17 protein-coding genes are annotated in these 11754 nt (G+C 67.2%); 4 read left to right on the plus strand and 13 right to left on the minus strand.

The annotated features are described in order from the left end of the window. Positions 1-571: 571 nt before the first annotated feature. Positions 572-895 carry a hypothetical protein gene (locus BLR68_RS17185; protein WP_018186377.1) on the plus strand — a complete coding sequence of 108 codons (324 nt, stop codon included), beginning with the start codon at positions 572-574 and terminating at the stop codon, positions 893-895. A gap of 30 nt (positions 896-925) precedes the next feature. After that, complete coding sequence (locus BLR68_RS17190; RefSeq protein WP_018186376.1) at positions 926-1528, plus strand: hypothetical protein; 603 nt, start codon at positions 926-928, stop codon at positions 1526-1528. Here BLR68_RS17190 and BLR68_RS17810 read toward each other — a convergent pair. From BLR68_RS17810 to BLR68_RS17220, 7 genes are all read right to left on the minus strand, one after another. Next, on the minus strand, positions 1442-1858 hold the full coding sequence (locus tag BLR68_RS17810; RefSeq protein ID WP_026302818.1) for a hypothetical protein: 417 nt from the start codon (positions 1856-1858) through the stop codon (positions 1442-1444). The two genes, BLR68_RS17190 and BLR68_RS17810, sit on opposite strands and share 87 nt — an antisense overlap. A 66-nt stretch (positions 1859-1924) precedes the next feature. Next, the gene (locus BLR68_RS17195; RefSeq protein WP_018186375.1) at positions 1925-2224 is read right to left on the minus strand and encodes a hypothetical protein; all 300 of its coding nucleotides are present in this window, start codon (positions 2222-2224) and stop codon (positions 1925-1927) included. A gap of 130 nt (positions 2225-2354) precedes the next feature. Continuing rightward, on the minus strand, positions 2355-3695 hold the full coding sequence (locus BLR68_RS17200; protein WP_018186374.1) for a PhoH family protein: 1341 nt from the start codon (positions 3693-3695) through the stop codon (positions 2355-2357). A gap of 109 nt (positions 3696-3804) precedes the next feature. Next, positions 3805-4497: a hypothetical protein gene (locus tag BLR68_RS17205; protein WP_018186373.1), complete on the minus strand. Its 693-nt coding sequence runs from the start codon at positions 4495-4497 to the stop codon at positions 3805-3807. 48 nt (positions 4498-4545) lie between these two features. Beyond that, positions 4546-6252, minus strand: coding sequence for an SNF2-related protein (locus tag BLR68_RS17210; protein ID WP_018186372.1), 1707 nt, complete (start codon positions 6250-6252; stop codon positions 4546-4548). Then, positions 6249-6611 carry a hypothetical protein gene (locus BLR68_RS17215; RefSeq protein WP_018186371.1) on the minus strand — a complete coding sequence of 121 codons (363 nt, stop codon included), beginning with the start codon at positions 6609-6611 and terminating at the stop codon, positions 6249-6251. The genes BLR68_RS17210 and BLR68_RS17215 overlap by 4 nt, the downstream gene beginning before the upstream one ends. 25 nt (positions 6612-6636) lie before the next feature. Continuing rightward, positions 6637-7023 (minus strand): hypothetical protein, encoded by a 387-nt coding sequence (locus BLR68_RS17220; RefSeq protein WP_018186370.1) that lies wholly within the window; start codon positions 7021-7023, stop codon positions 6637-6639. Between the two features lie 88 nt (positions 7024-7111). Between BLR68_RS17220 and BLR68_RS17225 the strand changes: the two genes are divergently transcribed. Then, positions 7112-7582, plus strand: coding sequence for a hypothetical protein (locus BLR68_RS17225; RefSeq protein WP_018186369.1), 471 nt, complete (start codon positions 7112-7114; stop codon positions 7580-7582). Here BLR68_RS17225 and BLR68_RS18305 read toward each other — a convergent pair. The 3 genes from BLR68_RS18305 to BLR68_RS17240 are packed head-to-tail and all read right to left on the minus strand — an operon-like array spanning position 7545 to position 8750. Next, positions 7545-7775: a Helicase associated domain protein gene (locus tag BLR68_RS18305; RefSeq protein WP_081626433.1), complete on the minus strand. Its 231-nt coding sequence runs from the start codon at positions 7773-7775 to the stop codon at positions 7545-7547. The two genes, BLR68_RS17225 and BLR68_RS18305, sit on opposite strands and share 38 nt — an antisense overlap. Positions 7776-7802: 27 nt before the next feature. Further along, positions 7803-8402, minus strand: a complete 600-nt coding sequence (locus BLR68_RS17235) for an HNH endonuclease (RefSeq protein ID WP_018186368.1) — start codon at positions 8400-8402, stop codon at positions 7803-7805. A 21-nt stretch (positions 8403-8423) separates the two neighbouring features. After that, positions 8424-8750 (minus strand): hypothetical protein, encoded by a 327-nt coding sequence (locus BLR68_RS17240; RefSeq protein WP_018186367.1) that lies wholly within the window; start codon positions 8748-8750, stop codon positions 8424-8426. 144 nt (positions 8751-8894) lie between these two features. On the opposite strand from BLR68_RS17240, the gene BLR68_RS17245 reads away from it, so the two are divergent. Continuing rightward, positions 8895-9722, plus strand: coding sequence for a flagellin N-terminal helical domain-containing protein (locus BLR68_RS17245; RefSeq protein WP_018186366.1), 828 nt, complete (start codon positions 8895-8897; stop codon positions 9720-9722). Positions 9723-9779: 57 nt separating this feature from the next. Here the strand turns inward: BLR68_RS17245 and BLR68_RS17250 are convergent, their stop codons facing one another. The 3 genes from BLR68_RS17250 to BLR68_RS17260 are packed head-to-tail and all read right to left on the minus strand — an operon-like array spanning position 9780 to position 11739. Continuing rightward, positions 9780-10187, minus strand: coding sequence for a hypothetical protein (locus BLR68_RS17250; RefSeq protein ID WP_018186365.1), 408 nt, complete (start codon positions 10185-10187; stop codon positions 9780-9782). Further along, positions 10184-11440 carry an ATP-grasp domain-containing protein gene (locus tag BLR68_RS17255; protein ID WP_018186364.1) on the minus strand — a complete coding sequence of 419 codons (1257 nt, stop codon included), beginning with the start codon at positions 11438-11440 and terminating at the stop codon, positions 10184-10186. The genes BLR68_RS17250 and BLR68_RS17255 overlap by 4 nt, the downstream gene beginning before the upstream one ends. Beyond that, positions 11437-11739 (minus strand): hypothetical protein, encoded by a 303-nt coding sequence (locus tag BLR68_RS17260; protein ID WP_018186363.1) that lies wholly within the window; start codon positions 11737-11739, stop codon positions 11437-11439. The genes BLR68_RS17255 and BLR68_RS17260 overlap by 4 nt, the downstream gene beginning before the upstream one ends. Positions 11740-11754 lie beyond the last annotated feature (15 nt).

The following is an 11754-nucleotide window of genomic DNA, read 5'->3' on the forward strand; positions in this document are numbered from 1 at the left end:
CGATACAGAGGACGGTTGGACAGACGGAGGAGGTGGGGTGGCCCGGCATGTCAACCGAATACTGGTCAACTCAATAATGCTCGTCACCAGTAGGCCGCAGAACGGGGTGCTGGTCCGCGCGCGCGTCGCGCCCCGCTTGTAGTGCCGGTCGTAAGGAATCTCCGCTGGGAATAGGTCGCTGAGCGCTACGAGGACGCTTCGCGGGACAGTCCGACCGCCGCAATGCGTGCACCGGAAGCGGTCTCGAACGAAGACCTGCGCGCGCAGGTAGGGGTCGTTGACCCGTGGTACCGCCTTCCCGTCACCTTCGCCTGCGCCCGCCGCCTGCTTGAAGGACCCCATCCACAGATCCCCTGCAACCAAGGCGAGCTCTGCACGCGCCCGCTCCGTCTCCCCTGCGGCTACCGCAGCCGCCACCGCTGCGCCGATGTCGGCGTACCGCTCAGCGTCGTCGGCTCTCCCTCGGTTGACGAACCAAGCGCCGCGGCAGTAGCTTGCTCACATCGGGCTCACGCATCAGGCGAGAACCCATGACGCGTTCGCATCTAGGCGAGCTGGAACGGAGCTCATCATGAGCGTCATCTTCGTGTCCGTCAACGACACCTATCGCCCCGGCATGTCCTACGACGAGGCGGCCAAAGTGGCTCACGCGGCGTGGCCGATCACGCTGGCCACCGGCAGGAAGGTGGACAACCTCGTCGCCGTCTACAAGGGTGTGCCCATCATGGCGTGGCCCATCCTCGGCGCGTACAAGTCCGAGGAGACGTACGAGACGAACGGCGGCCCCCGCCCTCGCATCGCCTTCTCGCTCGGTGGCACCATCCCGCTGCGACCCGAGTGGCTGTCGGTGCCTCTCAACCTCCGTCGTGGGGTCATGTACGCACTCGACATCTGAGCCTGTCCACTCCGCCGCTACGGTGGCGGGGTGGACATCGAATGGACCAAGGCCGGATTCGAGCAGCTGGGGTTCGTCGGCTGGAAGCCGCTCGGCACGCTCGCGAAGGGTGACCTCCCCGCTGTCCACGGGGTCTACGTCGTCACCACTCCCCCGCTGGTCTCTCCCGAGTTCCTCCCGGTGAGCGTCGGCGGGCCCCACAAGCACGCGGACCTCACCGTCCCCGTCGCGACCCTGACAGCCGCGTGGCGGGGCGGTGCGGAGATCCTCTACATCGGGAAGGCAGGCGGCGACGCGGGGTTCAAGGACCGCCTCTGGGCGTACGCGAAGCAGGGCCGCGGGTACGGCGCCGGGCACTTCGGCGGACGGTACATCTGGCAGCTCCCCGCAAGCCAGCAGCTCGTCGTCGGCTGGTACCCCACCCCGGGAGTGGACCCTGGCGAGGTGGAGAACGCGCTCCTGGCGATGCACCTCGAGGAGTTTGGGGTGCGGCCGTTCGCGAACCTCACCGGAGGCGCCAGGGTCCACCCGGACAAGGCGCGGGCGTTACTGTCGCAAGTCTTCCGACTGAAGGCCGAGGCCGAACGGGCGAAGGATGAGCCAGAAGGTGAGAGTGCCGGCAAGCGCCACTGAGCCCACCCAAATCGCCAGGGTTCCCCAGTTGCCGAGGAACCCGACGATGGCAAGGCCCATGCACCCGGGTACGAGGTTCGCGAGGAACGCCACAGTGAGCGGCGAAGAGTCCCCACCCCTATCCGCGAGCAGAAGCGCGATGATGAACGCGACCAGCCCGCCTGCGAAGTGGAGCGCGAAAAAGTAGCCGATTGCATTGCCGTTCGTCGTGAACGGGTTGAGTCCCGGTTGTGGTGCCCACACGGTTCCGATGGCCGCGAGCGCGGATAGCCCGAATGCGGTGGCGAGCAGGGACGCGGCTAGCTTGGCGCGGGTGAACGTGCGTTCCATTGCGTCCTCCTGCGGTGACGGCTGCGACCTCACCTTCTCACGACCAGTGAGCGGCACCGAGGTTCGTCAGTAGCCAAGCCTCTTCAGGTCGGCGTTCATGGTCCGCGAGTACACCCGGCTCGAAGCGCTGAGGTAGGTCTTCCCGTTCCTGTCGGTGAGGACCTGGAAGTCGTGGAACACGGCGCCGGCGCGGACGGCTGCAGCAAGGCGGAGTGCGTTGCGCGTGGTGGACACCCCGTACCCGACCATGTCACGTCGGTCGAGCTCGATGCCGTCCACCCTCGTGTGCACGAAGAGGTTCCCGCTCTCGTCGATGATGGTGGGTGTCAGGACGATGTCATCGAAGTTCGGGTTGGTGTCAGGCACGGCTGCTCCTTCTGGTCGAGTGGTTCTACACCTTCATGCGCGGCCCGCTCCCCTGACTGTGCCAGCACGAACGAAGACCCCCGCTTGGCTGATGCCAGGCGGGGGTCGAATGCTCTTTACCCTGCGGAGGTCAGGTCAGCTCGCCGCGTTCGAGGAGGTCGGTGACGAGGGCCGCGATCGCGGAGCGCTCGGACTTCATGAGGGTGAGGTGCCCGAACAGTGCGTTGTCCTTGAGGGTCTCCACGACCGAGGCGATGCCGTCGTGGCGGCCGACGCGGAGGTTGTCGCGCTGGGCGACGTCGTGGGTGAGGACGATGCGGGAGTTCTGACCCATCCGGCTGAGGACGGTGAGGAGTACGTTGCGCTCGAGGGACTGTGCCTCGTCCACGATGACGAACGCGTCGTGGAGGGAGCGTCCGCGGATGTGGGTGAGCGGGAGGACCTCCAGGAGACCCTGCGCGTCGACCTCTTCGAGGACGTTGCCGGAGACGAAGGATCCGAGAGCGTCGTAGATGGCCTGGCCCCACGGGTTCATCTTCTCTGCGGCGTCGCCGGGGAGGAAGCCGAGCTCCTGGCCGCCGACGGCGTAGAGGGGCCGGAAGACGATGACCTTCTTCTGCTGCTTCTTCTCGAGCACGGCTTCCAGGCCTGCGGCGAGGGCCAGCGCGGACTTGCCGGTGCCGGCGCGGCCTCCGAGGGAGACGATGCCGACTTCGTCGTCGAGGAGCATGTCGATGGCCAGGCGCTGCTCGGCGCTGCGTCCGCGGAGGCCGAACACTTCCTGGTCGCCCTTGATGAGCCGGACCTGACCGTCCTTGCCGGTGACGCGACCGAGGGCGCTTCCCCGCTCGGAGGCGATGATGAGGCTGGTGTTGAGGGGGTGGTCCTTGGCTTCGGGGATGGTGGTGACGGTCCCCTCGTAGAGCCCGGACACGGTGTCTCCGCTGACGTGGACGGTTGCCGTTCCCGTCCATCCGGAGTCGACGGCCTGGTCGTTGAGGTACTCCTCGGCGATGAGGCCGAGCGAGGATGCCTTCACTCGCATGGGGAGGTCCTTGGCGACGATGGTGACGTTCTTGCCTTCGTCGTCGAGGTTCTTCGCGACGGCGAGGATTCGGGTGTCGGTGTCTGCCAGGCGCATCCCGGAGGGCAGGGAGGACGTGTTGGTGTGGTTCAGCTCCACGCGGACGCTGCCGAGCCCGGGGGTGGGCATCCCCTCGTCCAGGCGGCCGTACTCGACGCGGAGGTCGTCGAGGTGGCGGAGTGCCCGGCGCGCGAAGTAGCCGAGCTCGGGGTCGTTGCGCTTGCCTTCGAGTTCGACGACGACGGCGATCGGGATGACGACGTTGTGCTCGGCGAACCGGAACATGGCCTGCGGGTCAGAGAGCAGGACGGAGGTGTCCAGGACGTAGGTGCGCGTCACCTCCTCCTTGGCGTCGATGTGGTGGGCTGCCTGGGAGGTGAGAGTCATCGCTTCGCTTTCGCCGGTGGGATGCCGCACCAGATGGTGCGGATGTTCCTCATGTACGCGGTCTATACGTAGCGGCGAGGGCGACGGCGCGTCGCCAGTGATGGCGGGGTCAGGTGTTGATGGCGGTGGTGGCCGTCAGAGCCTTCTGGGTGAGGGTGATGCAGTCGTCGGGGCTGACCATGGTGCCGTAGGCGATGACCCAGTACCCGTCGTAGAACGCGTAGGCGAGGCCGTAGCCGATGCCGTCTTCGAACAGGTGGGTGTAGGTGGTGGCGGCCGTGCCGTCGGGCCCCATGTAGCCGCTCTCACTCGCGGTGTACTTCGACGAGGTGCTGAGAGCGTCTTGCAGCGACTCTTGGATGGCGGGGGTCGTGGTGAGCACGGTCACGGAGAACGCACCGTCGGAGTAGGGGATGCCCCACGTGCAGGACACGAGCGCGGTGGACTTCGACGCCGCCGTCTGCGCGGCGGGGCCTGGGAGCCCCTCCCCGGTGAACTCGAACGTGTCCGGTCCGTCGAGCTGCGTGTCGATGTTCGACTGCAGCCATTCGAGGGAGGCGATGTCCGTGCATTCCGGAGCGGTCCTCACCGCCGGTGCAGGATCGGCTTCTGCCGACGGGGTCGGGGTGGGCGATGCCTCGACCGGACTGCCGGTCGTGGTGGGCGCTGGGGATGCCGAGGGTGAGGTTACTGGCGATTCCGGCTCGGTGCCGATCAGCCCGCCGTCGCTTTCACCGGGGGTGCACCCTGCGAGCAGCAAGGCTCCGACGACGAGGGCGGGGAGGGCGAGAGGGCGGTGCATGCGGCCAGCGTATCGACGGGGTCGGACCATCATGGTCTCTGTTCGGTCTCAGGCTGCTCGAGCTGCGGCGGCGTCGAGGAACGCCCGGGCGAGGGAGCGTGCCCGGTCGGGGTCTGGCGCGGTAGGGGCGGTGAGTGCCGCGTCGGGGTTCACGATGGGATCTGACTGCTGCATCTTGAGGTCGAGGCGTTCGAGGACGGCGGGGTCGGACCCGTCCACGGTGTGCAGGAAGTAGGCGAGTACGGGGTCGTTCTCGTCCATGCCGTCGCGCTCGAGGCGGCCGATTCCCTGGTCGTGGACCTTCGGTGACCAGTCGAGCTCCCCGAACACGACGACGCGCGCGTGGTTCTGGAGGCCATCGACGCCGGCGCCGGAGCGGAGGGACATCACCATGATGCGGCAGGTCGGGTCGCTGGCGAATCGTTCCTCCGCGGCAGCCTTCTGAGCGGGGGTCTCGCTGCCGGAGTACATGACGGGGTTGTACTCGGAGAGCAGGTCCATCCAGATCTCGTAGACGTCTCGGTGCCAGCCGAACAGGAGCACCTTCGTCTCCGTCTCGAGGAGCATCCGAACGAACGCGGCGACGTAGGGGGCTTTGGCGATGCCGGTGGACTGGCGGAGCTTCCAGTCGATCTCCCCCGCTGCCTGGAACCGGTCCTGCCGGGAGGCGCTGTCGGAGAGGATGAGGCGCGCGAGCTCGGCAACGTCCTCCTGCACCGCGGCGAGCGCTGCGGGGTCGGATTCGACGATGTGGGGCACCTTGATGGCGGTGGGGAGTTCCCGGCCGACGTCCTTGCGGGTGCGGCCGAGGAGGAGGCCGTTCTCGCGGAGGTAGGAGCCGAGGACAGCGGGGTCGCGGACGAGGACGCGGTGGCCGGCGGTGCACCATTCGCGGATGAACTCGCTGCGCGTGCCGAGCTCGCCGGGTGCGACGATGTCGCAGATGGAGTGGATCTCGTCGCCGTAGTTCTGGATGGGGGTGGCGCTCATCCCCATCACGTAGGTGGCCTTCTCGGCGACCATCGCAGCGGCTTGGCCCTTACGGGTGTTGGTGCCGTTGCGGAGTTCCTGCACCTCGTCGAAGATGACGGTCTTCACCCGCCCAGCGAGGGCGTCTGCCCAGCCGGCGAGTCGCGAGTAGGGGACGATGAGGACGTCGGGGAGGTCGCCGTCGACGATCGTGTCGGGTGGGGTGGTCTTCTCCCCCACGACGACGTTCAGGTGCGGGAACGACTTCGCCCATTCGTCCATCCACCGCTTCGGGAGATGAGTGGGTGGGACCACGAGGGCGGGCCGTGCGTCTTCGGGTGCGGTGGCGAGAAGTCCGGTGTACGTCTTCCCGAGGCCGACCGAGTCGGTGAGCAGGAGTGCGCCACGGGCGCGGAGGAGTTCGACGGCGGTGAGCTGGTAGTCGCGGGCGGGGACAGCCGGCTCCTGCGCGAGGGTGAGAGGTGCGGGGGTCTTCCGGGCGAGGATGTCGGCGACCGTCTGCTCCTGGTCGCGGTGGGCGTCCGCTCCCCCGGTCAGGCGGGTGCGGGTCTTCTCGTCCATTTCCAGTGGGAAGCGCTCGGTGAACCAGTCGAGGTCGCGGGCGACTTCGATGGTGTGACGGAGCCAGAGGGTGCCGTCACGGTTCTGCTGGACGCGGCAGAATGTGCGCTTGAAACGCATGACGACGGCGGGCTCCGCGGTGATGTACCAGTTGCCGCCGGCGGAGTTGTTCCGGAAGGTGAGCTTCCCGTACGTGCGCGTCACAGCCGGACTCCCACGAGGGAGCACAGGTGGAGGGGGATCCCGGCGAGGGTGGCGGGGATGGTGTGATGGGCTGAGCGAGTGGTGACGAGAATGAGGGCGTCGAGGTCGCCGGTGCGCGCGTATCGGGACAGCTGCCGGCGGACGTCAGGGAGGGACCCTTTCACCTTCACTTCGAGGCCGATGCGGCCCACCATGAGGTCGATGCGGGAGGAACCGTCCGAGAGCACCACTTCGCGGGTGACGTCATTGCCTGAGGCGGTGAGCGCGGCTGCGAGCTGTTCTTGTAGCTGCGCCTCGGTGGCGTAGCGGAGCGGCGTCCGGGTGATGACGTGGACGAGCTCGGATGGGGTGGTGGGCACGCCCGCCTATGCGCGCACGTGAAGGTCAGCGGGTGCTCTCCCATGCTGAGGCGTCGTCGTAGGCGAACGCCCGGATGAGGTCTAGTTCGCTTCGGTTCCCGAGGCGGAGGACATCCAGTGCGGTACATCCGCCGAAGTCGTCGAGTGGCGCGGTCAGCCAGTAGAAGACGGTCCACTCGTCGAACGTGGCGCGTAGGAGCATGGAGAGGATGTCGGCGAGACCGGGGAGGAGTTCCCCGGTGGCGGTGAACTGCGCTTCGGGGTAGACCGTGACACCGTCGGAGGTCGTCATCTGTAGGACGAGCCGGCTGGCGACTTTCACGTCCAGCTCCTCACGGGTCACACCGAGGTGCTCCTGGCAGGTCTGGGCACTGAGGAAGCGGGTACCTGCCCGCGAGTTCGTGGTCGTCACGAGATTCCCATGCGCGGCACGGCGGCCAGACGGTGACCGCGCATGGGTGAGGTGAGGGCGCACCGCGCGCCAGCGAGGAGACCTGCCAGTGCCGAGCCTTGACTGGTTCCATGAGCGTCTGGATGAGATGTGCGCACGTGTCACCGCGGAAGCCGTCTCGAAGGCGGACCGCATCATCGCGTCGATGGACCCTGGTGAGGCGTCCTGGACGGAGCAGAAGGCTACCTTCCGCCGAACGGGCGAATGGGTCGATCGCAGCCGCTACTCCCCGTGGGAGCTGTCCCGCATCATCTACCCGCGGATCATCGCCGACCTCGACGAGCTCATCGGCGACCCCACCACGCCACCGTCGCACGCTCACAACCTGTCCATCGCGCGGGATGCCGGCCACAGCCTGCAGGCGACGTTGGCCATCGAGGAACTCGGGGCCGCTGGTCAGTACACGGACGCGGACCACGTCCGGTACGCGGAGCTGGAGGTGGAGTTCCAGCAGGTCCGTGAGGGCCTGCGGAAGCGACCGGTCATCGGCGGTCGCTCCCGGCTGGGGTCCGCCAGGTAGGAACGCGTTCGTCCAGGGTAGCGACACGATCAAGCCACCGGCCGGCGCCGGCGTTCTGCCGCTGGGTCTTCAGCCAGCTGCCGAGACTCTTCTCTGCTGGGTCCGCCGCCCTCCGGGACGGCATCCGTCCGGTCGCTGCGGCGAACGCAGCGAGCGCATCCACGCGCGCCCGGAAGTGCTCGTCCTCGACCATCGTCCGAAGCGTATCGGGGCGAGCTGGCTACGTGATGATGGTCGCGACGGCAAGGTCACCCAAGCGCATGCGGTCTTCGTAGCCGGTGCGCTCAGACGTGACGGTCAGCCACGGTTCACCGCCGTACGCCGTGATGGCGACGACTCGCCAGATGACGCCCGCCTTCGATGTCGAGCGGCGAAGGCGCGTGCCGACCCTGACGCCCACGGACTGTGCCACGTCCGCAGCGGCAGAACGGGCTGCGGTGTCCGCGCGCCTTTTCTCACTCTGTCGGGCGTACATCTGCTGGTCGAGGAGCGCGAGCTCTCGGGCGCGCTCGGGTGTCTCACCGCGGCGGAGGTGCTTGCGTTCGAGGTTGACGAGCCCGGTGACGGGGTCGAGGTGCGAGGGCCTGACGCAGGCGTGTATCTCGCAGGTGTGGTCAAGTTCCGCGCCGTCTGGGATTGGGCCCACCCAGTGGGAGTACGCGAGGCGGTGCGCACGGTGGGTGCGGCCAGCCCAGTTGGCGACCCCGTACCCCTCCCGGTCCGGCTTGAGCGTCCACAGCCAGCACCCGTCATCGCCGGGTTGCCTGTCGATGCGGGCTTCGAGGTACGCATCGAGGTTACCCGCTTGCGGTGTGGTCACGGGCTGAGCGTATCGGCCGCCTCAGACCTTCACGATCGACTGGATGATGCTCGTGCGCCGCACTGTGGACTCACCGTCACCGAGCGCCTCGAGGGTGAAGAACCCGTTCGTCCCGAGGGTGATGTCTTCGGCGCCGATGACGCGCAGCGCATCGCCGTCACGGCGCATCGGTGCGGACTGAGCGCCCCCGTCAGCTGCGGGGACCTGGTCAGGCAGCCGCCGGAGGGTCCCGATGGACACGGCGGGGAACAGCTTCGGCTCATGGAGGACGAGCTCGTAGATGCTGCCGGTCAGCGTTGTCAGCCGGTACTCGCCGTGGTCGTCGGCGGTGAGGGATTCGATGCTCATACGGCCGCCTATGCGCGAGCCCGAAAGATTTTTCAGATTCTGCCTAACGCGATGGCGGGCGCTGCCGATAACGCTTCCTGAGGTCCACGGATGGGCCTCATGAGCTCCACGCTCACCCCAGTCCCACTCACGGAGGAAACCACTATGGGAATGCAGATCGCCACGAACGTCTCGGCCCTCAACGCTTACCGGAACCTGTCCGGCACCCAGAACGACGTCGGCAAGTCGCTCGAGAAGCTCTCCAGCGGCCTCCGCATCAACCGCGCCGCGGACGACGCCGCCGGCCTCGCCATCTCGGAGGGCCTGAAGTCGCAGGCGAACGGCTACAACGTCGCCGCCCGCAACGCCCAGGACGGCATCTCCGTCATCCAGACCGCGGAAGGTTCGCTCACCGAGGTCCACTCGCTCCTGCAGCGCGTGCGTGACCTCGCTGTCCAGGCGGGCAACGACTCGAACAACGACGCGTCCCGCGAGGCCATCAAGGGCGAGATCGACACCCTCGGTGCCGAGCTGACCCGTGTCGCGGAGTCGGCGAACTTCAACGGCATCAAGCTCCTCAACGGCGACAACGCCTCGCTGACGTTCCACGTCGGCGCCGGCTCGGTCGCCACCGAGGACCAGATCACCGTCTCCCTCGAGGACTTCTCGGCCCTCGGTGGAGAGGTCGCGGCCCTGACGGTGGACAACGCGACCAACGCGGCGACCACCATCTCGACCATCGACGAGAAGATCAAGGCCGTCTCGGAGGCTCGTGCCGGACTCGGTGCGAACCAGAACCGCCTCGAGTCGACGATCAACTCGCTCAACGTCTCGGCCGAGAACATCTCGGCGGCCAACAGCCGCATCCGCGACACCGACATGGCGTCGGAGATGGTCAAGTACACGGCCAAGAACATCCTGTCGCAGGCCGGTACGTCGATGCTCGCGCAGGCGAACCAGTCGACCCAGGGTGTCCTGTCGCTCCTGCGCTGACCCCCGCACGAAAGGCCCCGCACTTCGGTGCGGGGCCTTTCTGCTTGAGTGGTGAGGTCAGACCTCCACGGCGACGGTGACCTCCGCCCACACGATCCACTGCCCCTGGAACAGCACGAGCTTCTCGTTCTCGCTGTCCACACGCACCAGGGTGGCGGAGGTCGCTTCCGGCTCGTACCCGCGGACGACGGTGAGCAGGTCACCGGCGACGGTGCGGGAAGTGGCACCCCGGATGAGGTTCACCTTGTAGACGCCGTTGGCGTGCTGCTTCGCTGCGATGGCGAGGGGATTGATGCCCTCCACGTGGCCCAGCTGCTCGTCGGGGTAACCGAACCGCATGAAGCCGAACTTGTGCAGATCCGCGGACAGGGCCTCGTTGGGGCAGTCGTTCAGCAAGAGCTTCACGCTCTCGTCCTGGTTCAGGGCGATCGGGAGGTGCAGGTGCAGGATCATCTCGCGAGTCATGTGGCTTGAACCTTCCGCCTGGGCCGCGCGTGCGGTGCTTTCGACCACACGTCACGGCGTCGTGCGAGGAGGTCGATGACACGGCCGGGGCTGGACGCGTACAGACCGGCGTTGCGGATGCCGTTGAGCTCCACGATGAGGGGCTGCCCGTCCGGTCCGATGGCGACGTCGAGGACAAACTCGCTCATCGCCTTGTCCCGGTCGTAGATCCCCTTCCCGACTTGTCGCGCGAAGTCGCCGAGGAGCTTCGTCTCTGCCGCGGCCCAAAGGATATCGGTGTCGGAGCGGTGGCGCTTCATCCGGCAGTCCTCGACGCCTTTGAGGTGGTCGAAGGGCGTGTACTCCTCGATGCACCCGGCGTGGGCGACGGTGATGCCGTCGACGATGAAAAACCGCCGCTCGAAGGTCATGTCCACCCACTCCTGCACGAGGAATGCCCACCGGTCACCGTCCCGGTACATGAGCTCACCTGCCAGGAACGGGTCCGAGAGGATGAGAGCTTCGTAGTCCTCGTAGTCGGTGACGCCGGTGAGGTCGAGGGTCGTGATGCCGCTTTTCAGGCGCGTCCCTTTGATGAACGCTCGCTCGCTGACCTCAGCGACCCGACGGAGCGCGTCCGTGAGGGAGTCGAGTGTCGCGTCCGCGTGGACGATCTTCCGGCCTGCGCACTGCTCGGTGAAACCGATGTGGTGCGTGAAGTACGAGTCGGCCTTCTGCTCGGCTGCCAGAGGATGGAGGGCGGTGTCCTGGTTGGAGCGCATCCCCCACTCGAACAGTTCGTCGCGCTCGCCGGCGAACTCCTCACCGGTGATGAGGTTCACGATGGGCCTCCCGCCGCTGCGGTTGATCCAGATGCGGTCGTTGTCCACGATGCTCAGGAGCGCCCGGAACCGTGCGATCTCCTCCCGGAAGACCTCGTCGTCACCGTCGTCGGAGGCGTCCGGGAGCTTCCCGAGGCGCCGTTCGTAGTCCCAGACGGCGTGGGACAACGAAGAGAAACGGGGCACCGGGGTCTTGGGGGTGACGGGCCGGACGGAGTAGAGCCATTCGCGCTCGCCGGTGTCGTCGAGGATGGCTTCGCCGCGTTCGGTGGGGATGAGGTTCCCGGTGCTCTTGTCGAAGGTGACGAGACCGGCGGTCCAAAGCCATTCCTCGCGGAGACTCATCGTGGCCCTGGGAGCGCGTGACGAGCCCCGGCGGTCGATGGCCTGCAAGTCGCGGAGGCGCTCCTTGTCGTGGAGGTTGTTCCTCACGGTCGGCCCTCCGCAAGTCGTCGGATGAGTGCGGAGAACTCTTCGCCGGCGGCCGCGGCGATGTCGGCGACGCTCATCGTCTTGTACGCCTCGAGGACGACGCGGTACGCGTGGGCGAGATCGTCATCCCCCTCGATGGGTATGGCGCCGTGGACCGGCGGCTCCTCAGGGAGACGGAGGGTGTCCACGGCGTGGTCGATGGCGTCCTGGACGGTGTTGATGTCGTCGCCCTGGATCTGGTCGGCGGCTACCATCCGAACGGCCATGGTGAGGTCGATGCCCTCAGCAGAATCGGTCATGGGTTCTCCATGCGC

Origin of the sequence: Microbacterium sp. 77mftsu3.1, assembly GCF_900100525.1 — a bacterium.
Taxonomy (GTDB): domain Bacteria; phylum Actinomycetota; class Actinomycetes; order Actinomycetales; family Microbacteriaceae; genus Microbacterium; species Microbacterium aquilitoris.